Origin of the sequence: Streptomyces sp. NBC_00885, assembly GCF_045207475.1 — a bacterium.
In the GTDB taxonomy this organism is placed as follows: Bacteria; Actinomycetota; Actinomycetes; order Streptomycetales; family Streptomycetaceae; genus Streptomyces.
On sequence record NZ_CP108796.1, the window covers coordinates 8091843 to 8113741 of the forward strand.

The window sequence follows — 21899 nt, forward strand, 5'->3', positions numbered from 1 at the left end:
GCCGGCGCTGTGGTCGGCGCGCCCGGTTCCGTGCCGGCATGACGACACCGGACCCGGACCCGGAACCGCGAGGCGGCGCCGTCGAGCAGAGCACCGCCGCCACCGCCGCCCGCGCCGGCGACACCGCGGCCGCACGACTCAAGGAACGGATCTACGCGACCATCACCCTGACCGCGGTGGTGGTGACTCTCTCGGAGGCAGACACGCACGACCCCGAGGAGGCGGCGCTCACCGTGGCAGGGGCAGCTCTCGGGGTCTGGCTGGCAACGCTGGTCGCCGATGAGCAGGCGCACCGTGCCGTGAGCAAGCGCGGCGCGAGCCGGGCGGAGATCCGGACGGCTCTGTATGTCTCCGCTCCGTTGCTGCTGAGCGCGGTGGGGCCACTGGTGCTGATCGGTGTGTCGGCGCTGGGCGCGATGGATCTGGGCACCGCGCTGCTGATCAGCGCCGGGGTGGAAGTGGCGACCCTCTTCCTGTGGGGCTGGCGAACCGGCCTGCGAATGGGCAACGGGCCGCTGAGCGCACTCGTCTCAGGTTTGCTGGACACGGCGATCGGCGTAGGGGTCGTGGGCGTGAAGTTCCTCGCGGGCCACTGAGCCGGGCGGCGATGTCCGTCAGGGCTGCAGGCGGGTGGCGCTCCAGCCGTTCGGTGTGCGGTCGTAGCGGAGTCTTTCGTGCAGCCGGTCGGTGCCGTTCGCCCAGAACTCGACGGCGTGCGGGACCAGTTCGAGGGCGATATAGGTCAGCGGGCGTGGCTGCGGTCCGGCCTGGGCGAGCGTGTGGGCGCGGGCGCGCAGGGCGGGCACGTCGTCCAGGGGCTCGCTCTGACGGGATGCGGTTGTCATCGCGTGGGTGAATACCGGCCTCTCGGCCCACAGGGCTTCGGTATCGGCGTCGGACAGCTCTCGCACCGGGCCGCCGAGGCTGACCTGCCGGCTGGTCTCGCGCCAGTAGAGCAGGCCGGAGGCCCAGGGGTTCGCCCGTAGTTCGCGAGCCTTGCGGCTGGTTCGGTGGGTGGTGAAGACCAGCCCGCACTCGGTGAGCCGATTGACCACCACAGTGCGAAGGGAAGTCCGGCGCTGGGTGTCGGCGGTGGCCAGAGCCAGAGCTCTCGGTTCACGTACACCGTGAGCGTGCGCGTCATCAAGCCAGCTGTGCAGCAGAGCGATCGGGTCGGGCGGCGGCGCCGCGTACTCGGGGAAGGCGATGTTGATGGTCGCCGTAAGGGATTCGGAGCCGGGCTGGATGCCGGGGCGAGCGTTCATGGGCAGGTCAGACATGGAGGGTCCCCTGGGCCGTGATCACGCCGTCGCCGCCGACCTCGACCGACTCGATGTGGGTTCCGATTCCTTCGGCGCGGGCGAGCATGCGGGAGGGGCGGCCCATCTCGACGCCCTGCATGATCTCGATGCAGCGGCCGCGGGTGAGAGCGCCGTGCCGCAGAAGGTGGACGACCAGCGGGCCCGCGGCCGAGCCGGTGGCCGCGTCCTCGGTCACGCCGTAGGCGGGCGAGAACATCCGGCTGCGCCAGTGCGCGCCGTGGCCGGCGAAGCAGTTGGTCGCCATGTCCTCGAAGGCGGCCAGCGCGCGGTGGTCGGGATTCAGCGCGGACAGTGCGCTCACGCTGTCCAGACCGACGAAGACGTGCCGGGGCCCGTTGTGGTAGATCTCCACGGGCAGCGTCGAGGCGGCCACACCCAGCGCGTCGAGAAGTTCCTCGGTCCGGTCGAAGGGTTCCCAGGTGGGCAGCGGCTGTTGCATCCGGGCGGTGACCACCCGCCCGTCCTTGCGGTCCAGTTCGAAGGGGATGACGCTGACGGCGGTCTCCAGCTGGAGGCGGTCGCCCGGGATGCGGCGGGCCAGTGCGAGGGCGGTGCCCAGCAGCGGATGCCCGGCGAACGGCAGCTCGTTGACCGGCGTGAAGATACGGATCCGGGCGTCACCGCCCTGACGCGGGCGCAGGACGAAGGTGGTCTCGGAGAGGTTCATTTCGCGGGCGATGCGCTGCATGAGCTCGGGGCTGAGGTCGTCGCTGTCGAAGAAGACCGCCACGGGGTTGCCGAGCAGGCGTTCTCGGGCGAAGACGTCCACGACGACGTAGGGGTGCATCCGATGTCTCCAATCACCGCTGGGAGCAGTGGCTTCGGGGTCAGGCAGGCACGGCGGCCGGGCGCCCGGTATTGCCGGCGGGTGCGAGGGTGGGGCGCATCGCCCGGCGTACGGCCTGTACGACGAGACGGACTCCGTGCTGGGTGAGGACGGACTCGGGGTGAAACTGCATCGACGTGAAGTGAGGGCCGCGCAGCGCGTGGACCTCGCCGCTCGCCCGGTCGCGGGAGACGTCCACCCTGCCGACACCGTCGATGTGTGCCGTGTCGTGGCGGCTGTGTGCGGCGTACGTGTTGTAGAAGCCGACCCGGACCCGGTCGCCGAAGAAGTCGATCTCCTGTTGCGCGCCCTGGTTGGGATGGTCGCGGCGCTCCAGACGGAAGCCGAGCCGCAGACTGAGGACCTGATGGCTCAGGCAGACGGCGAGGAACGGCCGCCGCCGCGCCAGCAGCATCTCCACCGCCGAGCGCAGGGCGTCCATGCGGGGGTGGCTCCCCTCGCCCGGGTCGCCGGGTCCGGGTCCCAGCACCACCAGGTCGTAGCCGTCGAAGGTGTGTGCCTCATCGAACCGGCGGACGGTCACCACCAGCCCGAGGGACCGGAGTTGATGGGCGATCATGGAGGTGAAGGTGTCCTCCATGTCGATGACCAGCACGCTGCGTCCGGTCAGGTCGGGCGGGGACCCCTCCCGCGGCGTGTCAGGCCGCAGCCAGAACGACGCGAGGGTGTCGTTACGGCGCTCCAGCGCGGCGCGGACACTGGGATGCGCGGCAAAACGGGCGACTGCGCCGGTGTGTGTCTCGCGCGGTGCGGCGGGTCCGGATTCCAGGGCGGCGATCAGTCCGGCCGCCTTGGCCCGTGTCTCGGCCGCCTCCGCACCCGGGTCGGAGTGGCGTACGAGGGTCGAGCCGGCCCCGATCCGCACGCGCCCGGCCGGGCTGATGTCGGCGGTGCGGATGAGGATGGCCGAGTCCAGGGTGCGGCCCCCCTGCTCGTCGCGGCCGATGAGGGCGGCGATTCCGCTGTAGTAGCCGCGGCCCTGCCGCTCGTGCCGGGCGATGACGCGGCAGGCGCTCTCCAGCGGGCTGCCGGTCACGGTCGGCGCGAGCAGCGTCTCACGCAGGATGCTGCGCACATCGCGGGTGGTGCGCCCCCGGATGTAGTACTCGGTGTGTGCGAGCCGCGCCATCTCCTTGAGATACGGGCCGGTGACGCGGGTGCCCGGCTCGCAGATCCGGGCCATCATCTTGAGTTCTTCGTCGACGACCATGCACAGTTCGTCGCTCTCCTTGGGGTCGGCGAGGAAGTCCATGACGCCGGTCAGGCTGGGGCCTGCGGCCGGGTAGCGGTAGGTGCCGCTGATCGGGTTCATCACCGCCGTCGCGCCTCGTACGCTGATGTGCCGCTCCGGCGAGGCCCCGACGAAGGTGCGCGAGCCGGTGTGAACGACAAAGGTCCAGTACGCGCCGCCCTCGCTCTCCAGCAGTCGGCGGAAGAAGGCCAGGGCGCTGTGGGGCCCGTAATCGGTGATGTCGGCCACGAAGGACCGCTGGATGACGAAATTCGCCCCGGCGCCCGTGCCGATCTCGTCCGTGATTACCTGCTTGACGGTCTGTGCGTACGTGGCGTCGTCGCTGTCGAAGCGCCCGCCGGACAGGGAGGTCGCCACGCGCGGCAGCAGGCCGAGCGCTGCGCCGAGCGGCAGGGTCTCCTGCTCGGTCACCGTCATCGAGATCAACGGGGAGTGGTCGTCGTGGCAGGCGAATCCGCGTTCGGTGATCTGCCGGTAGGGGATGAGCACGAGTGTTTCGTGGCGGCCGGGCGTGGCTGTGCGCGGGAGCGGGATCCGGTCGAGCGTCGCGGGGTGCGTCACGCTGCCCCTGAGGATGTCCAGTTGGCCCGGGCTCGTGCTGTGGGGGCGGTGGAGGATGGCGTACGCGGGTGGGGGATCGCGGAGGATCCGGTCCAGCAGGATGGTCATGCCAGGGCCTCCTTGGTGGTGATGACCATGGCGCAGCACCGGGCGGCGTAGCTGAGAGCCATGCGGTGGTCTTCGAGGGAGAAGTCGGCGACGGCGTCGGAGACCAGGAAGGTCTGAATGTCGTGGCTGAACGCGTCGGCCGCGGTCATGAGGACGCCGATGTGGGCGTACACCCCGCACAGGATCAGCTGGTCGCGGCTCAGCCGGCGCATCCACTCCAGCAGCCGGGAGCGGTGGAATGCGCTGTAGCGCCACTTGGTGAACACCATGTCGGCGCCGGTGGGCGCCAGTTCGCCGGTCACGCTCTGCTCGCCGGGTGTGGTGCGCATGCCGGGACCCCAGAAGTCCCTCAGCAGGCCCCGCTGTTGGTCGTCCATGCTGCCGGGCTGGGCGGTGTAGGCGGTGGGGATGCCGCGGGCTCCGCAGTGTGCGCGCAGGAGTGCGGCGTTGTGGACGAGTTCGCTGCGCAGTGGGTGGGGGAGTGGTGCGAGGAAGTAGCGCTGCATGTCGTGGATGAGCAGTACGGCACGGTGGGGATCGACGCTCCAGCGGGCGGTGTTGGCGGGCGGCTCGGCAGCGGCTGCCATGAGGTAGGGCCCGGTGGGCGCCATGCCGGTCACGGGTGTCCTCATGCCGGGTCCTTGTCCGGGTCCTGGTCCGGGTGGGAGCGGCCGGGGGAGAAGGCGGAGACGACGGACAGGGCCTGGTCGAGGTTGAGGCGGGGGTCGCACAGGCTCGTGGAATGGCGCTCGCCTGTCCTGGCCAGGTCTCTCTCCTCGCTGACGCACTCCAGGACATCGTCCGGAGTCGTCTCCGGGTGCAGTCCCCCGGCGATGCCCCCGCCGGCCCGGACCGCCTGCCGGAACGCGATGACCTCGCGGACCGCGTGCTGGACGACACGGGTCTTGGTGCCGTTGGCCGTCTGCACGGTATTGCCGTGCAGCGGGTCGGTCAGCCAGCTGACGGGGTGGCCGGCGGCGCGGACCGCTGCGACGAGGCCGGGCAGACGATCGGCCACGGTGTCGGCGCCCATCCGGGCGATCAGGGTGAGCCGGCCGGGCCGGCGCTCGGGGTCGAGGCGTTCGCACAGGGCGAGGAGCTCGCCCGCGCCGACGGTGGGGCCGACCTTGCAGGCGACCGGGTTGGCGATGGCGGCGAGGAGGGCGACATGGGCGCCGTCCACCTGACGGGTGCGCTCGCCGATCCAGGGCCAGTGGGTGGAGCCGAGATACAGCCGGCCCGCTTCGTCCCGGCGGAGCATGGGCACCTCGTAGTCGAGGAGCAGCGCTTCGTGGCTGGTCCAGACGGACGCATCGATACGCGTGCTGCCGGGCGGTGCTGTCCAGCCCAGGTGGGTCATGATGTCGCTCGCGGCCATGTAGCCGGTGAGGATGCGCAGGGGGTCGGGCCTGCGGCTGTCCGGCGTCGGCTGTGGCCCGTTGACCATGTGCCCCTGGTAGGAGGGGAGTTCGAGGTCGCCGACCTGCTCCGTCCGGTGCGTACGCGGCTTGGCGAACTGTCCGGCGATCCGGCCGGCGCGCAGTACCGGCCGGGCAGTGGCCATACGCAGGGTTCCGGCGAGCAGTTCCAGTACGGCGATCTTGCGGCTGACGTGGACGGGCGTGCACTCGCCGGGGTCTTCCGAGCAGTCGCCGCACTGCACGACCAGGCACTGTCCGGCCGCGACCTGGGCCAGCAGACCGGAGAGGGTACGAAGGTCCTGGGGCCGTACGAGTGCGGGGCGGGCGGCGAGGGCGTGGCGCAGCCGTCTTACTTGTACGGGGTCGCTCCACTGCGGCTGGTGCAGCGCGTTGTCGAACCGGGTCTCGCTCAGCAGGTCTTCCATCACATCGCCCCTCGATCCCGGCCGGCCTTCAGGTGGGAAGTCCTTCGCGCTTGACCTGGGGCACTGGGATGCCGAGCGCGCGCAGTTGCTCGCAGGGGTTCATGAACTCGCGGTTCTGCCTGATCTTTCCGTTGTCGAGCAGGAAGGAGTGGAGGAAGCGGTTGTGGTAGTAGCCGTCCGGATAGCCCGGGAAGAGGATCTTTCCGCGGCCTTCGCACTCGACCCAGAAACGGTTCGGGTCCTGCGTCTCGAAAATCTGGATGTTGTACCACTCCCAGTCCGGGAAACAGGCCAGCGACCAGACGGCATGCTCGGCCAGCCGGTCCCGGCCGCTGATGACGATCGGCTCCCCGGTGTCGGTGGTCCACAGGCCCCCGCTGCCGTCGGCGGTGAACAGCTCGTGCCGGCGCAGCCGGTCGGGTCCTGTGGTGTGCATGTACTTCTCGACGGTGGCGCGGTTGGTGCGGCGCAGTTCGGCCGCATCGGTGAAACCGTGCGTCACGACGGCGTCGGACATGGCTCTTCCCCCTTGAGGCGTGGACGGGCGCAGCGAGCGGTCGGTCATCGCGATCGTCCAGGTGCGCGCTCGGGATCTGCTCGGCGCCGGCTCGGAGCTGACCTGAGGAGCGCTGGATTCCGGCCCGCTCGACGCGTGCCACCGGGCCCTGGTCGCAGACAGACGGCAGAGGGCCCCGACCGTCTGGCGGTCGGGGCCCTCAATGCTGTCCGGTCCGGGTTCGCGCCCGTCCCGCTGTCGGTCAGATGCGCGTCGCTGTGCCGAGCTGCACGGACGCCGATTCGAGCGGGGTGAGGACGGGGGGAGCGACGGGTGCCGGGGTGGCATGGCAGGTGAAGCCGAGGCGCGTGAGCGCCCTGGTGACTTCGCCGGCGGTGAAGTCACGGCGGTCCTGGCCGGTGATCACCTCGCCGACCTGCTTGACGGGGAAGACGCGGCGGCCGATGGTCACTGACTCACCCGTGACGGGTTCGGGCTTGATGCCCTTCATCGATTGCTGCACGTCACTCTTGACCAGGTCGAAGGGGAAGCGGGCGATGACGCAGCGCATAGTGCCTCAACAGGGTTGGAGGGAAGGGCGGACACGGATGCCGACCAGGGGGAGATCAGTTTCTGAGAGCGAGGACGCCGAGGATGTACCCCTCTTCGTCGACCACGGGCGAGGAGCCGAGGGATCGGGCCCGCATGGCGTATTCCGCCTCGGGCAGCGAGGTCTCGGACAGGGTGAACGGTCCTCGGTCGTGGACGATGTCCCGCAACCGAGTGTCCTCGGTGTACCACGAGCCGCCGCGGTACGCGGTGAGCTGGGCGCGAGAGACAAGACCGGCACAGCGGTCGTCCTCACCACGGATGATCAGGTGCCCCACGCCGGCGCCGATGAGGACGGAGAGGGCGACGTCGACGATCATGTCGTCGCCGACCTGCGGTCCGGGTGCGGTCATGGCGTCGGCGGCAGTCAGCCCGATGCGGTCCGTCTGCCGTGGCTGCGTGAGAATCAGCGTCAAAGGACACCTTTCGTGTTCTGCGGGTCGACCGGCAGGGTGTGACTGCCGGCTTGCGGTGTCATACGGCCCTCTTGAACGAGGACTGGCGCTGCGAGGTGCCTGCTCGCCCCTGGGACGCGGTGCGGGAGCGGCGGGCCTGGGAGGGACGGCTGCGCTTGCCGCGGGAGGACGAGGAGCCGCCCTTCGCACGCTCGGCCACCGGTGCGGTGATGGTGACGGGAACACCCGAGGGCGCCTGGGCTCCGGTGATGCGGCTCAGTTCGGCCTCGCCGGAGCGCACCTGTGCGACGTGCGGGGTGATGCCGGCGTCGGCCATCAGGCGGGTCATTTCGCGGCGCTGATTGGGCAGGACCAGCGTGACGACACTGCCGGACTCGCCGGCGCGGGCGGTGCGGCCGCCGCGGTGCAGGTAGTCCTTGTGGTCGCTGGGGGGATCGACGTTGACGACGAGGTCGAGGTTGTCGACGTGGATGCCGCGGGCCGCGACATTGGTGGCCACCAGCGCCGTGACATGGCCGGTCTTGAACTGGGCAAGGGTGCGGTTGCGCTGGGGCTGGGACTTGCCGCCGTGCAGGGCCGCGGCCCGTACGCCGCTGCTCAGCAGGTGCTTGGTGAGCTGGTCCACGGCGTGCTTGGTGTCCAGGAACATGATCACCCGCCCGTCGCGGGCTGCGATCTCGGTCGTGGTCGCGTGCTTGTCGGCGCCGTGGACGTGCAGTACGTGGTGCTCCATGGTGGTGACCGCGCCGGCCGACGGGTCGACGGAGTGGACCACCGGGTCGTGCAGGTAGCGGCGCACCAGAAGATCGACGTTGCGGTCCAGGGTGGCGGAGAAGAGCATCCGCTGGCCCTCGGGGCGTACCTGGTCGAGCAGCTCGGTGACCTGCGGCATGAAGCCCATGTCGGCCATCTGGTCGGCCTCGTCCAGCACGGTGATGCCGACGCGGTCCAGACGGCAGTCGCCGCGCTCGATGAGGTCCTTGAGCCGGCCGGGGGTCGCCACGACGACCTCGGCCCCGCCGCGCAGCGCGCCGGCCTGGCGGCCGATCGACATACCGCCGACCACCGTGGCCAGCCGCAGCTTCAGCGACCTGGCGTACGGAGTGAGCGCGTCGGTGACCTGCTGAGCCAGCTCGCGGGTCGGAACCAGGACCAGGGCCAGCGGCTGACGGGGCTCGGCGCGCTTGCCCTCGGTCCGCGCCAGCAGCGCCAGGCCGAAGGCGAGTGTCTTGCCGGAGCCGGTGCGTCCGCGGCCCAGTGCGTCCCGGCCGGCCAGTGTGTTCGGCAGGGTGGCCGCCTGGATCGGGAACGGCACGGTCACGCCCTCGGAGCGGAGCGCCGCCAGCAGGGGTGCGGGCATCTCCAGATCCTCGAAAGCCTCGACAGCCGGCAGCGCCGGGGTGATGGTGGTGGGCAGGGCGAACTCTCCCTGGCGCGCCGCGGGGCGGCGCCCGTAGCCTCCGGAGCGGCTGGGGGCCGCCGAGCGGCCCGGGGCGCCCTGGCGTCCCTGCGACTGCGTACGGAAGCCGCCGCTCCTGCCGGAGCCGGCGTTGCCCCTGCGGGAGTAGCGGTCGTTCGTGCGAGCTGTGCGGTTCATGCAGAACCTTTCCTCGATGCGGCACGTATCGAGGGGTTCCCGGCAGCAGAAATGAGCAGCCATGAGAATCGCAAGAACGAGCCGGAATGAAAACGAAGACGAAGTACGGCCGCCGGCGAAAGCGGAGGGCCGATACGTCAAAATGAGTGACATGCGCCGGAGCGGCTGCGATGCCGAATCATGGGGGATCGGGCGGACGTGAGTCCGGCAGGGGCAGGGGGGCGGATCGACCGCCCTGCGGCGTGAAAACGTATGACGTCCCGCCGCGTATGACGTCACTGCGGCCTTGCCAAACCCGGAAAAAGCAACGAGCCGGGGCCCGCACCCCAAGGTGCGGGCCCCAGCTGCGTTGTGCGTTTCAGCCTCAGGCGGGAACGATGTTCTCGGCCTGCGGGCCCTTCTGGCCCTGCGTGACGTCGAAGTTCACCTTCTGGCCTTCCTGAAGCTCACGGAAGCCCTGGGTGGCGATGTTCGAGTAGTGGGCGAAGACGTCGGGGCCGCCACCCTCCTGCTCGATGAAGCCGAAGCCCTTTTCCGCGTTGAACCACTTGACGGTGCCAGTAGCCATGTCTTATCTCCTTCGGGGCAGTGCCGGGGCCCGCACTGTGCGAGCTCCGCGTCGCCTTGATGATTGCCCCGTCCGGAAATGCATCCGGAAATACATAAGTGCACGATCCGGCATTGATACCGGTCCGGGCACTTGAAGTCTTTGGGAACCACAACTGCAACTGAGAACAACGGTAGCACGACGCAAGCGGCCGGGCGCGGCGAGTAATATCACTCCGCCCGTCGCATCATAAACCCTCATCGCCCGTTGCTCGAATATCTATGCCTGCCGCGACAGATATCGGCTGTACGCCGAGCTTGGGGGGCGCCGTCAGGAGTCGGCCGCCCCGCTCGAGTCCGCCGTGGACCGTCGCAGTTCTTCATTGAGTCGCAGGGCTTCCTCGAGCTGGTCCTCCAGAATGACGATGCGGCAGGCCGCCTCGATCGGCGTCCCTCCGTCGACGAGCTCGCGCGCCCGGGCGGCGATGCGCAGCTGGTAGCGGGAGTAGCGGCGATGGCCGCCCTCGGACCGCAGCGGGGTGATCAGCCGGGCTTCGCCCACGGCCCGGAGGAAGCCGGGCGTGGCGCCGATCATTTCGGCGGCGCGGCCCATGGTGTAGGCGGGGTAGTCGTCATCGTCGAACCGGTCGGCGGCGGGCGAGGGGGTTTCTTGGGGCATTCGCACCTCTTCTGAAACGCGTCGAGGGGCCCCGGTGCGTACACACCGGGGCCCCGAGGGGTATCAACACCATCTGCCGGCGCTGTGCGCTGGCTTTCGTATTCCGCTGGTCCGTCGTTGAGACCGGACGTGCGGGGATCGCGGATGCGTGACCGGGGACCACCTTCCAATCGGGGTCTGCGGTACCCGGGCGAACCGGAGTCTCGCCCGGGCGATCTTGATGGCGCCTGCTCCTCTCTTTCTTCGGGGTGTGCTGCTCTGAACATCTGGTGCCGCACACGGCCTCGCGTGCGCTGGCGCCGGTCGGCTGTGTTGCGTATCGCCGACGTGATCGGCTACGCAAGAAACTTTAGCCGCGTGGCCATCCAATTTCTACCTTGACGGCCATAGATTTTGGGGACTCGGAAGACTAGGCGGGCAGGGCGACGCCGATGGACTCGGCTCCCATGGGCTTGGGCGCACCCTTGTCGTAGAACACGTCCAGTTCCGAGATCGTGAACCCCGCGCTGGTCAGCATGTCGACGATGGGCCGGGTGAGGTGACAGCCGCCGAAGAGCCGCTTGTTCACCGGCTCGAGGCGTCGTTGCCAGCGGCGGACGTTCTCGTCCCCTTCAGGAGCCAGCCCGTGTTCGACGAAATGCAGGGTCCCACCGGGCTTGAGGACGCGGCGTATTTCGCGCAGGGCGGCGTCGGCATCGGGAATGGTGCACAGCGTCCACGTGGACAACGCGGCATCGAAACTGTCGTCCTCGAACGGCAACGACTGCCCGTCAAGCCCGGCGCGCCGCACCGGGATCCGTGACGCCCTGACGCGCTCGCCGGCAATCCTCCACCCGACATCGGAGGGCTCGACCGCAGCCACGCCGGTGACGGTACCCGGGTAGAAGGGAACGTTGTGCCCCGTCCCGAACCCGATCTCGACGACTTCGCCCTTCAGGCCCTCGCAGACTCGGCGTCGCAGCGGCTGGGCGGTCTTGGCTCCGCAGGCGACGTTGACAACCCGCGGCAGGACCCGCTCGGCGTAGAACCCCATGGCGACCTCCGCCTGTCTCGTCCAGCATCGCACCGGAGCAGCTCGGACGCAGTGCCGGGCGGGCTGTTCGCCAGCCTCGGAACGGCGCCCCAGCGAAGCATGGGCGGGATCGACTGCTTCCCGCCGTGGCGGGCGAGTTGAGAGTCAGGGGTCCGTCTCGCCGCGAGCAGCGACTTACCCGCGGAAACACCTTTCGCTGACGTGCCGACTGCCTCACTATGGGCTCTTGTTTCTTGCCGGTAACACTGGCGCGTTTTCCACTGGGCAGCGGGTCGCTCGCGCTGTAGTGAACGAGGAGTCAAGAGGGTGCCAGAGCTCCACCAGATCGGTCCCGGTCCCGCGGACGAGAAGCGGGTCTACGCCGTCCTGTCGGACGCGGAGCTCACCGAACACATCCGCGCCGGTGCCCCGGCCGCCCATCCCGCCGCCCAGGAGCTCAAGCGCCGCCACCTGCCCGCTGTCCTCACCTACGCCCGGCTCTGCGGACGCCATCAGGCAGCCGGGTACCAACTGGCCGTGCAGGCCTTCGACCTTGCCGTTCAGGAGGCGTGCCGGGGCATCGAACCCCGGGGGAACTGGCGGCACCATGTGCTGATGCTCGTTCAGCGGGTGGGGCTCGCCTGGGCCGTCGGCAGCCGCCGGGACCGGCTCGAACCCGACTTCGCCGCATGGATCGACGAGACGGCCGACTTCACCGCACCGGATGTGCCCATCTCCCGGCTCCGGTTCGAGGCGTCGTCCGCGATGCTCACCGGCTTCTACCGGCTGCCGGAGCTGACTCGGGGCATCCTCTGGTACGCGGTGGTGGACTCGGAACCCGACGCCACGGTCGCCACCTTCCTCAGCGTCAAGCCGGAGTTCGTACCGGAGCTGCGGGAGAAGGCACAGGACGCCATGCGGCAGGCCTATCTACGGGCCTATCTGGAGCGTGGCGGGGACAGGAAGTGTCTGGGCTTCCGCCGCATCATCGAGGCGGCGGCGCGGCCGGGGGACCGGCGGTACAGCGAGGATCTGACGCTCCACCTGGCGGAATGCCCCAGCTGCACCCGGCTGCTCGCGGAGCTGGCGCGGATGGGTGACGGCCCCCGTACCGTGTTCGCCGAAGGGCTGCTCGGCTGGGGCGGATCGGCGTACGCGGCCCGCGGTCCGGTGCGCGGGCTGCTCGATGCCGTACCGGCGCAGCTCGACCGGTCGAAGGCCACAGCCACCATGCCGGCCTACGCCGCTCCCGGGATGCTGCCGCGGCGCGACGGGGCCTCGCGGAAGGGCGTGAGCCGGCCGTCGCGGACCGTCGTCCTCGTCGCTGTAGCGGTCGCGGGCGCCGTCGTCGCCGGCACTCTGCTGGGATACGCCTCCGAGGATTCCGATCCGGCACGCGTGCGCGCGCAGGAGCCCCCACCCAGGGAGAGCTGGCCGGCGTTTGCCGCGCCCGCCCCCGCCCCGACGAAGAGTCCCACCCGGCAGCCGTCGAAGAAGCCTTCCCCCTCGCCGAGCCCCACCGCCTCGGCCGCCGCCCCCAAGACCCCGGCACCCACCGCCTCGAAGAAGCTCCCGCCCCCGCCGTCGCCGATCGTCGCAGGGGGCGGCTTCACCCAGGTCGTGAACGCGGATTCCGGGCTGTGCCTGGACATCGTGAACGGCGTGATGGAGAACCGTACCGACGTCGTCACCGCCCGCTGCAGTGGCGCCCCGACCCAGAAGTGGAGCCTGGACTCCATCGGACTCCTGCACAGTAAGGAGGACCCCGACTACTGCCTGGACTCGCGCGGTGACACCGACCGTGGCGTCGGCATCTGGTCCTGCGCCTCGGTCGACGGCCCGAACGGGCTGAATCTGCTCTTCACCGTGGATGGATCGGGAGCCATACGGCCACGCATCGCGGGTGACTTCGCCCTTGAACCCCTGGGCGGCTCCGTGGGCGCTCCCCTCGACTTCGACCCCGCGGACGGAGACAGCGACCAGCGCTGGACCACGGGTGTTGCCTGAGCGACGGGCTGGTCAGCTCCGGCAACAGGAGGACCCCGTCAACCAGTTCGCCCTTCCCGCGTACGCTTCCCGCGCGGGCGACCCCGGTGCTTGAACACAAACCGCAGGCGGGCCGTACACATGGGCGCGGCCCCGGCCTCACGAGCCTGGTCCGCCGTGTCACCACCCGGCTTCGTACGGAAGGACCTCCGGCGTGTCGCTCTTCACGCGCTCCAGCCAGCTGCCGCCCGCGGATACGGCATCCGCAGAGGAGGGCCCGGCGCCGGACGGCCCCTCGGAGCGCACGCCGGACGAGGACGCCGCGGGTGGGGACGCCACCGCAGTCGATGCCGTCGGCGACGACCGGGACGAGCCCTTCGCCGACGGCGGCCGGCGGGGCAGGCGCCCGGCCGCGGCGCGTGCGGTGGCGTGGACGACCACCGCCCTGGCCGCCCTGCTCGTGTTCTTCGCCCTCCTCATGCCGCAGGACGCCGCCCGCCTCACGCCCGGCACGTTCATACGCATACCCGTGGAGGGGATACTCGGCGCCGCCGTACTGCTTGCCCTGCCGACGAGGGCGAGGCGTGCGGCGGCGGTTCTCGCCGGGGCGGTCCTCGGCATGCTGACCCTCCTCAACTTCCTCGACATGGGCTTCCACGAGGTCTTCGGCCGAGGGTTCAACCTTGTGCTCGACTGGATCCTGCTCGACGACGGCGAGTCGTTCCTCCAGGACTCGATAGGCCGGGCGGGCGCGATCGGTGTCGTCGTCGTGGTCGTGATCCTCGTGCTCGCCCTGCTCGTCCTCATGACGCTGGCGGTCGTCCGGCTCAGCAACCTCCTGGCCCGGCACAGCGCCGTGGCGACCCGTACGACTCTGGTCCTCGGCACGGCCTGGATAACCTGCACGGCGCTCGGCCTGCAACTCGCCGGTGCGCCGGTCGCCTCCAGGAACACCTACGCGCTCGTGCACAACCGTGCGGCCCTCGTGAAGGCGACCCTGAAGGACGAGAAGGCGTTCGCCAAGGAGGCGGCTGTCGACGCCTTCCGCGACACCCCGCCCGACCAGTTGCTGACCGGACTGCGCGGCAAGGACGTCATCTTCACCTTCATCGAGAGCTACGGCCGCAGCGCGGTCGAGGACCCGTCGATGGCGCCGCGAGTCGACGCGGCACTCGCGGACGGGACCAGGCGGCTGCGCGCGGCCGGGTACTCGGCAAGGAGCGGCTGGCTCACCTCTCCGACGTACGGCGGCGGCAGCTGGCTGGCCCACTCCACCTTCGCGTCCGGCCTGTGGATCGAGAACCAGCAGCGCTACCGCACCATCACCGCAGGGGACCATCTGACCCTCCCCGGCGCCTTCGGGCGCACGGGTGCCTGGCGGACGGTCGGCATCATGCCGGGCGTCACCAAGAACTGGCCGGAGGGCAAGTTCTACGGCTTCGACAAGGTCTACGATTCGCGGCATCTCGGGTACGAGGGCCCGGAGTTCAGCTGGTCGACCATGCCCGACCAGTACGCCCTGAAGGCCTTCGAGCGCCTGGAGCACGGCAAGAAGCACGACAAGCCGCTGATGTCGGAGATCATCCTGACCTCCAGCCACAACCCCTGGGCGCCCCTGCCCAAGACCCTCGGCTGGGACGAGATCGGTGACGGCTCCGAATACGACGCCATCGAGAAGGCGGGCAAGGACCCCGTGGACGTGTGGAAGGACTCCGGCGAGGTGCGCGCCGAGTACGCCAAGTCCATCCAGTACTCGCTGGAGAGCCTGATCTCCTACGTGGAGAAGTACGGCAACAAGAACACCGTGCTCGTCTTCCTCGGCGACCACCAGCCCGTGTCGAAGGTCTCCGGCGACCACGCCAGCCGGGACGTACCGATCGCGATCGTCGCCCACGACCCGGCCGTGCTGGACCGGATCTCCGGCTGGGGCTGGCAGGACGGCCTGAAGCCCGACCCGAAGGGCCCGGTCTGGAAGATGGACGACTTCCGCGACCGCTTCCTGACCGCGTACGGACCGAAGCCCGGCCCCAAGCCCGGCCCCAAGCCCGGCCCCAAGCCCGGCCCTACGCCGTCCCCGACGGTCCGGTGACGGGACTCTGGGGACCCGGCCTGGTGCGCCCCGGTGATCAGAAGTCCGGCTCTCCGATGCCCAGCATGTTCCCCTCGCTGTCGCGGAACCAGGCGCCGCGTTCACCCCGTGCGCCCTTGCTCGGGTAGTTCCCGTCGATCTCGGCGATCCCGCCACTCGTACGCAGTCCGGGAAGGTCGACCTCCTCGAACACCACGCCGCGTCTCCTGAGTTCTGAAACGACGGCCTCGATGTCGTCCACCTCCCACCCCATCTGGGTGAAGGTGCCGGGTGACGATCCCGCGGACTGGAACAGGGCGAAGTCCACGCCCCCGCAGCGGTACAGCAGCCCGCCGGGCCGCTCGTCGACCGGTTCGAGCCCGAGCGTCCCGGAGTAGAACTGCCGCGCCCGGTCCAGGTCCTGGGCGGGAAGCCTGGTCGCCACGCGTGCGTCGGCGAGAATGCTCGTTTCGTTTGCGTTCATACGTCCCACTGTGCCGTGAGCCATGGCGAAGGGGCAGCTGCGACGAAGGCCGTCCGCCTGGTTTCTTGTGGCGGACGGCGCGTCGTGATGTTCAGAGATCAAGATCGGCGACGGCACGTAAGTGTCCTTGGCCGCTGGACGACACCGGCGCGAGCCGGCGGCGGGATTCGAACCCGCGTTTCCCTCTTGACAGGAGAAGTAGCCGCAGCCTGCGCACCTGAACGAGCATCACAGTAGCTCCGGAGGGGCCGCGCGAGCACGCGAATTATCGTCAGGCCAGCAGGGGCCGGTCCGTCGGGGCGACCGGAGCCGGGAGCACGGTGGAGCCGGTCAGATAGCGGTCCGTCGCTGCCGCGGCGGAGCGCCCCTCCGCGATGGCCCACACCACCAGGGACTGGCCGCGTCCCGCGTCGCCCGCCACGAAGACTCCGTCCCTCCTGGTGCGACCCGTCGCCCCGGCAGGCTCCGTCGCTTCGGCCGCGAAGGCGGCGTCCCGCGCGAAGTTCCCCCGCTCGTCCAGCCAGAGCCCCAGCTGCTCCATCAGACCTGTGCCCCGTTCCGGACCCGAGAAGCCGAGGGCGAGCAGGACCAGCTCCGCCGGGATCACCCGCTCGGTGTCCGGCCGCGGCTTTCTGTGCCCGGGTTCTACTTCCGACAGGCGCAGCGCGCGCACCTGTCCGGCCGGGTCTCCTTCGAAGCGGAGTGTGGCGGAGGCGAAGACCCTTGGATCCGTGCCCTCCCGCCCCCGGGCCTCCTCATGCGCGTGGGAGATCCGGTAGACCTTCGGATACGTGGGCCAGGGCTCGGCGTCCGGCCGGGAGCCGCCCGGCTCCGGATTGATGTCCAGCTGCACCACGGAGGCCGCGCCCTGGCGCAGAGCGGTGCCCAGACAGTCCGAACCGGTGTCCCCGCCACCGACGATCACCACGTGCTTGCCCTCGGCGGTGACGGGGGGCGAGGCGTAGTCGCCTTCCCTGACGCGGTTGCCGAGGGTCAGGTAGTCCATGGCCTGATGGATGCCGTACAGCTCGCGGCCGGGGACGGGGAGCTCCCGCTGCTGCGTGGCTCCGACGGCGACGACCACGGCGTCATAGCGCCTTCTGAGCTCGGTGGCGTCGAGATCGCTGCCGATGTCCACCCCCGTGCGGAACTTGGTGCCCTCCGCCCGCATCTGCTCGATGCGGCGGTCCAGGTGCCGCTTTTCCATCTTGAACGCGGGGATGCCGTAGCGCAGCAGCCCGCCGATGCGGTCGGCCCGTTCGTAGACGACGACGGTGTGACCGGTACGGGTGAGCTGTTGCGCGGCGGCCAGTCCGGCGGGTCCGGAGCCGATGACGGCGACGGTCTTCCCACTGAGCCGCTCCGGCGGCTGCGGGGAGGCGTACCCGTGCTCCCAGATCTGGTCGGCGATGGCCTGCTCGACGTTCTTGATCGTCACCGGATCGGCATTGATGGCCAAAACGCAGGCGTCCTCGCACGGCGCCGGACACAGCCGCCCCGTGAACTCGGGGAAGTTGTTCGTCGCGTGCAGCCGTTCGGCCGCGGCCCGCCAGTCACCGTGCCTCGCATACGCGTTCCACTCGGGGATGAGATTTCCCAGCGGGCAGCCGCTGTGGCAGAACGGTATGCCGCAGTCCATGCAGCGACCCGCCTGCTCGGAGACGAGCGGAAGCAGGACCTGCCCCGCGTAGACCTCGTTCCAGTCGCTCAGCCGCTCCTCGACGGGGCGCGCGGGGACGGGTCGCCGGGGGGTCTTGAGGAAGCCGAAGGGGTCGGTCATGCGCCGCGCCTCCATCGTTCGTTCGCGGTGCAATGGGGCGTTCTGGCCAGCCTACGCCTGCTTTGTTCCGCCTCCGTCGGCCGTCCGTCGAGCGGGAACGGTTCGGCTGCGGGTGAACCTCGCTGCGGCGACCGGACCCCTCACGTAGGTTCCGGCCATGGTTGATCATCATTCCGTCGACGTCGGGGGCACCCGGCTGAGCTTTCAGGTCTCGGGTCCGACGGACGCTCCACCCGTCGTCCTGCTGCACGCGCTGGGCGAAGACGCGACCGACTGGGATCTCGTCGCTGTCGCGCTCGCGGCCGGCCGGCGTGTCTACGCCCTCGATCTTCGCGGTCACGGCCGGAGCGACTGGCCGGGGGAGTATTCGCTGGAGCTCATGCGGGCCGACGTCATCGGCTTCCTGGACGCGCTCGCGCTCGACCGGGTGGACCTGATCGGGCATTCGATGGGCGGGATCGTGGCCTGTCTGCTCGCCGAGGACCATCCGCGGCGGGTGAACCGGCTCGTCCTGGAGGACGTTGCGGCTCCACGTCCGCGCGCGAAGACGACCACGACGAGGCCGGAAGGCGAGCTGACCTTCGACTGGGACATGGTGCTCGCCATCAGGAAGCAGATCGACGAGCCTCCCCGTGCGTGGCTGGAGCGGCTGGGTCTGATCACCGCGAAGACGCTCGTCGTGGGCGGTGGTCCGCGCAGTCATGTGCCTCAGGACGGCGTGGCCGAGTTGGGCCGGCTGATCCCCGGCGCCCGGGTTGTCACCATCGCGGCCGGGCACCTGATCCACAGGGTGGAACCGAAGGCGTTCACGGAAGCAGCCGAGACGTTCTTGCGATGTGCCGTCAAGGAGGACCAACAGTCATGGTGAGCAAGCGAGTTGTTCTCGTCACCGGCGGAGGTACGGGGATCGGCGCTGCCACGGCCCGTCTGCTGCGCGAGGCCGGGCACCACGTCGTTGTCTCGGGACGCCGGCCGGAGCCGTTGGAGCGGCTCGCGAAGGAGACCGGAGTCCTTGCCCACCCGTCCGACATCGGTGATCCCGACGCCGTGCGGGATCTCGTCGCGGCTTCCGTGGCCGCCTACGGCCGACTCGACGGTGTCGTGCTCAATGCCGGCGTGGGGAGAGGCGGAGCGGTCGGCGACCTGTCGGTCGAGGACTGGGACACCGTTGTGCGGACCAACGTCACCGGCCCCTTCCTGCTCCTGCGCGCCGCACTCCCGCACCTGCTGGAGGCCCGGGGCTCCGTCGTCGCCGTCGCCTCGGTCTCCGCGCTGCGCAACGGGTCGGCCAACGCCGCGTACGCAACGTCCAAGGCGGCCCTCCTTCAGCTGTGCCGCTCGCTCGCCGTCGACTACGGGCCACAGGGGCTGCGCGCCAATACGGTGTGCCCCAGCTGGGTGCGCACCGAGATGGCTGACCGGCGGATGGTGCGCTTCGCCGAAGAGGCGGGGCTGGGAGAGGGCGGCGCCGATAGGGCGCACGGCGTCGATGCGGCGTACGAGGAGGCAACCCGGCTGCTTCCCGCAGGCCGCCCCGGAGAGCCGCGCGAGGTCGCCGAGGCCATCGCCTGGCTGCTCTCGCCCGCCGCGTCGTTCGTCAACGGGGCGGTGCTCACCGTCGACGGCGGGGCGACGGCGCTCGACCCCGGGACCGTCGCCTTCAACTTCCGTGTCGAGCCCCGTGCCGAAGGCAGCTGATCTCCCTCGCTGATCGTGAACCGGCGGCACCGGCGCGCGATGATTCCGTGCCGCAGGGGGAGTCTTCCTTCCGACCGCACTCTCGAGAAGGTGGACCGATGACCAACCTGCACGACACTCTTCAGGCAAGCGTCAGCAACGGATCGGTGCCGGGCGCGGTGGGCCTGGTGGCCCGCGGTGACCGCGTCGAGGTGGCGGCCGTCGGTTCCGTCGACGTCGACGGCACCGCACCGATGGCCAGGGATTCGATCTTCCGTATCGCTTCACTCACCAAGCCCGTGGTCGCCGCGGCGGTCATGATGCTGGTAGAAGACGGCCGCATCGCCCTGGACGACCCGGTCGGCCAGTGGCTGCCGGAGCTGGCGAAGCCGACCGTCGTCCGCACGCCCGGCAGTCCGGTCGACGACGTGGTGCCTGCAGCGAGGCCCATCACCGTCCGCGATGTGCTCAGCTCCCGCGCCGGGCACGGCTTCCCGTCGGACTTCTCGCTCCCCGCGGTCCAATTGCTGTTCAGTGAACTGAAGCAGGGACCGCCGCAGCCCCAACTCGTCGCGGCGCCGGAGGAGTGGATGGCGGCGCTGTCCCGTATTCCGCTGCTGTACCAGCCGGGGGACGCGTGGCTCTACAACACCTCCTCCGACATTCAGGGCGTTCTGATCGCCCGGGTCTCGGGCCGTCCGCTGCCCGAGTTCCTGGCTGAGCGGCTGTTCGAGCCGCTCGGCATGACCGACACCGGATTCGAGGTCCCGGCCGACAGGCTCGACCGGTTCACCAGCTACTACCGAGCGGATCCGGCGGGCGCTCTCGAACTGGCCGACGCCCCCGACGGACAGTGGAGCAGCGTCCCGGCGTTCCCGTCCGGCGCCGGCGGTCTGGTCTCGACGCTCGACGACTGGCACGCATTCGCCCGGATGCTGCTCGCCGAGGGGACCGCCGGTGGCCGCCCGCTGTTGTCGCCCGAGTCGGTGCGGCAGATGACCACCGACCAGCTGACCCCGTCCCAGCGTGCTGCGGGCACGTTGTTCCTGGAGGGCCAGGGCTGGGGCTTCGGCGGCTCGGTCGACGTCGAGGCCATCGACCCCTGGAACGTCCCGGGACGCTACGGATGGCTGGGCGGCACCGGAACGGCAGCGCACATCACGGCGTCCACCGGCGCGGTCACCATCGTGCTCAGCCAGCGTGCGATGTCCGGGCCGACTGCGCCGGATCTGATGCGGGACTTCTGGCGGTACGCGGCCGCCGCCTGAGGCCGCCCGCGAGTGCCCCGGACGCGAGGCGTAGCTGCTGGTCGGCGGGCCTGTTTGCCTTCACTTAGCTAACGAATCAGCGCCGTTGCTATCTCGTTAGGATTGTACTTCTTGACGCTTTTATGGGGCTGGAGTTGACTTCCAGCCACCTCGGCCGTAGTGACGCGGTCGGTCAGGGAGGTTGAGTTCCACAGATGAACGCACTACTGCGTCGTTCCGCCGTTGCTGTCGCCGTATCCACCATGGCTGTCTCGCTCGCTGCCTGTGGCGGCGAGGAGGGCTCGGGCGTGAGGATGAGCGACGACATCACCGTCGGTCTGCTCCTTCCGGAGAACGAGGCTGCTCGCTACGAGAAGTTCGACCTGCCGGTCATCAAGGAGAAGATCGGACAGCTGACGAACGACAAGGGCAAGGTGGTCTACGCCAACGCGAAGCAGGACGCGGCGCTGCAGAGCCAGCAGGTCGAAACGATGGTCGCCGACAAGGTCGATGTACTGATCGTGGACGCGGTGGACTCCAAGGCCATCGCGGGCTCGATCAAGAAGGCTCACGACGCAGGCATCCCGGTCGTCGCCTTTGACCGCCTCGCCGAGGGGCCGATCGACGCCTACACATCTTTCGACAACGAAGAGGTCGGCCACGTCCAGGGCAAGGCGCTGCTCACCGCACTCGGCGCCAAGGCCAAGGACGGCCGGATCGTCATGATGAACGGTGCCGTCACCGACCCGAACGCCGCCATGTTCAAGAAGGGCGCGCACACGGAGCTCGACGGCAAGGTCGACATCGGCGAGGAGTACGACACCAAGGACTGGAAGCCGGAGAACGCCACCGCGAACATGGAGGCGGCGATCGACTCGATCGGCAACGACAAGATCATCGGTGTCTACTCCGCCAACGACGGCATGGCGGGCGGCGTGATCGCCGCCCTGAAGTCGGCCGGAATCTTCCCGATCCCGCCGGTCACCGGCCAGGACGCCGAGCTCGCCGCCGTGCAGCGCATCGTCGCGGGCGAGCAGTACGCCACCGTCTACAAGCCGTACGCACCGGAGGCCGCCGCCGCCGCCGAGATGGCCATCCTGCTGGCCAGGGGCATGGAGCTCGGCATGGCTCAGACGGACGTCGACAGCCCGACCACCAAGGCCATTCCCTCGGTGCTGGTCCCTGTCATCTCTGTGACCAAGGAAAACATCGGGGAGACGGTCATCAAGGACGGCGTCTACACGGCCGCCGAGATCTGCACCCCGAAGTACAAGGCAGCCTGCGCCGAACTCGGTCTGAAGTAGGAACCTCACCCGGCAGCGGCACCGCGACTCCAGCGGTGCCGCGGGCCGGGGCTCAGTGGGCC

General features: G+C 69.8%; 21 protein-coding genes. 7 read left to right on the forward strand and 14 right to left on the reverse strand.

Annotated elements, in window-relative coordinates:
* The first annotated feature begins 38 nt into the window (after nucleotides 1–38).
* Nucleotides 39–596 carry a hypothetical protein gene (locus OHA61_RS36830; protein ID WP_324971683.1) on the forward strand — a complete coding sequence of 186 codons (558 nt, stop codon included), beginning with the start codon at nucleotides 39–41 and terminating at the stop codon, nucleotides 594–596.
* Between the two features lie 18 nt (nucleotides 597–614).
* Here OHA61_RS36830 and phzG read toward each other — a convergent pair whose 3' ends face one another.
* The 12 genes from phzG to OHA61_RS36890 all read right to left on the reverse strand — a co-directional run bounded on the left by phzG (nucleotide 615) and on the right by OHA61_RS36890 (nucleotide 11312).
* Nucleotides 615–1280, reverse strand: coding sequence for a phenazine biosynthesis FMN-dependent oxidase PhzG (gene phzG, locus OHA61_RS36835; RefSeq protein WP_406306699.1), 666 nt, complete (start codon nucleotides 1278–1280; stop codon nucleotides 615–617).
* Nucleotides 1273–2109 carry a PhzF family phenazine biosynthesis protein gene (locus OHA61_RS36840; protein WP_361906716.1) on the reverse strand — a complete coding sequence of 279 codons (837 nt, stop codon included), beginning with the start codon at nucleotides 2107–2109 and terminating at the stop codon, nucleotides 1273–1275. The genes phzG and OHA61_RS36840 overlap by 8 nt, the downstream gene beginning before the upstream one ends.
* A 40-nt stretch (nucleotides 2110–2149) precedes the next feature.
* On the reverse strand, nucleotides 2150–4090 hold the full coding sequence (locus OHA61_RS36845) for an anthranilate synthase family protein (protein WP_406306700.1): 1941 nt from the start codon (nucleotides 4088–4090) through the stop codon (nucleotides 2150–2152).
* The gene (locus tag OHA61_RS36850; protein WP_406307598.1) at nucleotides 4087–4710 is read right to left on the reverse strand and encodes an isochorismatase family protein; all 624 of its coding nucleotides are present in this window, start codon (nucleotides 4708–4710) and stop codon (nucleotides 4087–4089) included. Before OHA61_RS36850 ends, OHA61_RS36845 begins: the two co-directional genes overlap by 4 nt.
* 8 nt (nucleotides 4711–4718) lie before the next feature.
* Entirely contained in the window at nucleotides 4719–5936 is a 1218-nt protein-coding gene (locus OHA61_RS36855) for a 3-deoxy-7-phosphoheptulonate synthase (protein ID WP_406306701.1), read from the reverse strand.
* A 28-nt stretch (nucleotides 5937–5964) separates the two neighbouring features.
* Complete coding sequence (locus tag OHA61_RS36860; protein ID WP_324971669.1) at nucleotides 5965–6453, reverse strand: PhzA/PhzB family protein; 489 nt, start codon at nucleotides 6451–6453, stop codon at nucleotides 5965–5967.
* A 241-nt stretch (nucleotides 6454–6694) separates the two neighbouring features.
* Nucleotides 6695–7003 (reverse strand): SCO5918 family protein, encoded by a 309-nt coding sequence (locus OHA61_RS36865; protein ID WP_406306702.1) that lies wholly within the window; start codon nucleotides 7001–7003, stop codon nucleotides 6695–6697.
* Nucleotides 7004–7058: 55 nt separating this feature from the next.
* Nucleotides 7059–7457, reverse strand: a complete 399-nt coding sequence (locus OHA61_RS36870; protein ID WP_266485221.1) for a CBS domain-containing protein — start codon at nucleotides 7455–7457, stop codon at nucleotides 7059–7061.
* 58 nt (nucleotides 7458–7515) lie between these two features.
* The gene (locus tag OHA61_RS36875; protein WP_406306703.1) at nucleotides 7516–9054 is read right to left on the reverse strand and encodes a DEAD/DEAH box helicase; all 1539 of its coding nucleotides are present in this window, start codon (nucleotides 9052–9054) and stop codon (nucleotides 7516–7518) included.
* Nucleotides 9055–9418: 364 nt separating this feature from the next.
* Nucleotides 9419–9622, reverse strand: a complete 204-nt coding sequence (locus OHA61_RS36880; protein ID WP_018536328.1) for a cold-shock protein — start codon at nucleotides 9620–9622, stop codon at nucleotides 9419–9421.
* A gap of 309 nt (nucleotides 9623–9931) precedes the next feature.
* The gene (locus tag OHA61_RS36885; RefSeq protein ID WP_266485227.1) at nucleotides 9932–10279 is read right to left on the reverse strand and encodes a MerR family transcriptional regulator; all 348 of its coding nucleotides are present in this window, start codon (nucleotides 10277–10279) and stop codon (nucleotides 9932–9934) included.
* 409 nt (nucleotides 10280–10688) lie between these two features.
* Nucleotides 10689–11312, reverse strand: a complete 624-nt coding sequence (locus OHA61_RS36890) for a class I SAM-dependent methyltransferase (protein WP_406306704.1) — start codon at nucleotides 11310–11312, stop codon at nucleotides 10689–10691.
* A gap of 306 nt (nucleotides 11313–11618) precedes the next feature.
* On the opposite strand from OHA61_RS36890, the gene OHA61_RS36895 reads away from it, so the two are divergent.
* Together OHA61_RS36895 and OHA61_RS36900 are read left to right on the forward strand one after the other, a co-directional pair.
* Nucleotides 11619–13298 (forward strand): ricin-type beta-trefoil lectin domain protein, encoded by a 1680-nt coding sequence (locus OHA61_RS36895; RefSeq protein ID WP_406306705.1) that lies wholly within the window; start codon nucleotides 11619–11621, stop codon nucleotides 13296–13298.
* A gap of 193 nt (nucleotides 13299–13491) precedes the next feature.
* A complete protein-coding gene (locus tag OHA61_RS36900) occupies nucleotides 13492–15366 on the forward strand; it encodes a sulfatase-like hydrolase/transferase (protein ID WP_406306706.1) in 1875 nt (624 codons plus the stop codon).
* 37 nt (nucleotides 15367–15403) lie between these two features.
* On the opposite strand, the gene OHA61_RS36905 is transcribed toward OHA61_RS36900, so the two are convergent.
* Together OHA61_RS36905 and OHA61_RS36910 are read right to left on the reverse strand one after the other, a co-directional pair.
* Nucleotides 15404–15829, reverse strand: a complete 426-nt coding sequence (locus OHA61_RS36905; RefSeq protein WP_406306707.1) for a VOC family protein — start codon at nucleotides 15827–15829, stop codon at nucleotides 15404–15406.
* Nucleotides 15830–16100: 271 nt separating this feature from the next.
* Entirely contained in the window at nucleotides 16101–17609 is a 1509-nt protein-coding gene (locus OHA61_RS36910; RefSeq protein ID WP_406306708.1) for a glutamate synthase subunit beta, read from the reverse strand.
* A 157-nt stretch (nucleotides 17610–17766) separates the two neighbouring features.
* Between OHA61_RS36910 and OHA61_RS36915 the strand changes: the two genes are divergently transcribed.
* From OHA61_RS36915 to OHA61_RS36930, 4 genes are all read left to right on the forward strand, one after another.
* Nucleotides 17767–18477, forward strand: a complete 711-nt coding sequence (locus OHA61_RS36915) for an alpha/beta fold hydrolase (protein ID WP_406306709.1) — start codon at nucleotides 17767–17769, stop codon at nucleotides 18475–18477.
* Nucleotides 18471–19307 (forward strand): SDR family NAD(P)-dependent oxidoreductase, encoded by an 837-nt coding sequence (locus tag OHA61_RS36920; RefSeq protein WP_406306710.1) that lies wholly within the window; start codon nucleotides 18471–18473, stop codon nucleotides 19305–19307. The genes OHA61_RS36915 and OHA61_RS36920 overlap by 7 nt, the downstream gene beginning before the upstream one ends.
* A gap of 98 nt (nucleotides 19308–19405) precedes the next feature.
* Nucleotides 19406–20554 carry a serine hydrolase domain-containing protein gene (locus tag OHA61_RS36925; RefSeq protein WP_406306711.1) on the forward strand — a complete coding sequence of 383 codons (1149 nt, stop codon included), beginning with the start codon at nucleotides 19406–19408 and terminating at the stop codon, nucleotides 20552–20554.
* A gap of 194 nt (nucleotides 20555–20748) precedes the next feature.
* Entirely contained in the window at nucleotides 20749–21837 is a 1089-nt protein-coding gene (locus OHA61_RS36930; RefSeq protein ID WP_406306712.1) for a sugar ABC transporter substrate-binding protein, read from the forward strand.
* Nucleotides 21838–21899: the final 62 nt, after the last annotated feature.

Excerpts from the sequence above, each read along its gene's own strand:
- OHA61_RS36840 (WP_361906716.1), bottom strand. The coding sequence starts at position 2,109 with ATGCACCCCTACGTCGTCGTGGACGTCTTCGCCCGAGAACGCCTGCTC.
- OHA61_RS36885 (WP_266485227.1), bottom strand. The coding sequence starts at position 10,279 with ATGCCCCAAGAAACCCCCTCGCCCGCCGCCGACCGGTTCGACGATGAC.
- OHA61_RS36855 (WP_406306701.1), bottom strand. The coding sequence starts at position 5,936 with ATGGAAGACCTGCTGAGCGAGACCCGGTTCGACAACGCGCTGCACCAG.
- OHA61_RS36930 (WP_406306712.1), top strand. The coding sequence starts at position 20,749 with ATGAACGCACTACTGCGTCGTTCCGCCGTTGCTGTCGCCGTATCCACC.
- OHA61_RS36875 (WP_406306703.1), bottom strand. The coding sequence starts at position 9,054 with ATGAACCGCACAGCTCGCACGAACGACCGCTACTCCCGCAGGGGCAAC.
- OHA61_RS36905 (WP_406306707.1), bottom strand. The coding sequence starts at position 15,829 with ATGAACGCAAACGAAACGAGCATTCTCGCCGACGCACGCGTGGCGACC.
- OHA61_RS36890 (WP_406306704.1), bottom strand. The coding sequence starts at position 11,312 with ATGGGGTTCTACGCCGAGCGGGTCCTGCCGCGGGTTGTCAACGTCGCC.
- OHA61_RS36880 (WP_018536328.1), bottom strand. The coding sequence starts at position 9,622 with ATGGCTACTGGCACCGTCAAGTGGTTCAACGCGGAAAAGGGCTTCGGC.
- OHA61_RS36915 (WP_406306709.1), top strand. The coding sequence starts at position 17,767 with ATGGTTGATCATCATTCCGTCGACGTCGGGGGCACCCGGCTGAGCTTT.
- OHA61_RS36925 (WP_406306711.1), top strand. The coding sequence starts at position 19,406 with ATGACCAACCTGCACGACACTCTTCAGGCAAGCGTCAGCAACGGATCG.
- OHA61_RS36910 (WP_406306708.1), bottom strand. The coding sequence starts at position 17,609 with ATGACCGACCCCTTCGGCTTCCTCAAGACCCCCCGGCGACCCGTCCCC.
- OHA61_RS36830 (WP_324971683.1), top strand. The coding sequence starts at position 39 with ATGACGACACCGGACCCGGACCCGGAACCGCGAGGCGGCGCCGTCGAG.
- phzG (WP_406306699.1), bottom strand. The coding sequence starts at position 1,280 with ATGTCTGACCTGCCCATGAACGCTCGCCCCGGCATCCAGCCCGGCTCC.
- OHA61_RS36865 (WP_406306702.1), bottom strand. The coding sequence starts at position 7,003 with ATGCGCTGCGTCATCGCCCGCTTCCCCTTCGACCTGGTCAAGAGTGAC.
- OHA61_RS36920 (WP_406306710.1), top strand. The coding sequence starts at position 18,471 with ATGGTGAGCAAGCGAGTTGTTCTCGTCACCGGCGGAGGTACGGGGATC.
- OHA61_RS36845 (WP_406306700.1), bottom strand. The coding sequence starts at position 4,090 with ATGACCATCCTGCTGGACCGGATCCTCCGCGATCCCCCACCCGCGTAC.
- OHA61_RS36860 (WP_324971669.1), bottom strand. The coding sequence starts at position 6,453 with ATGTCCGACGCCGTCGTGACGCACGGTTTCACCGATGCGGCCGAACTG.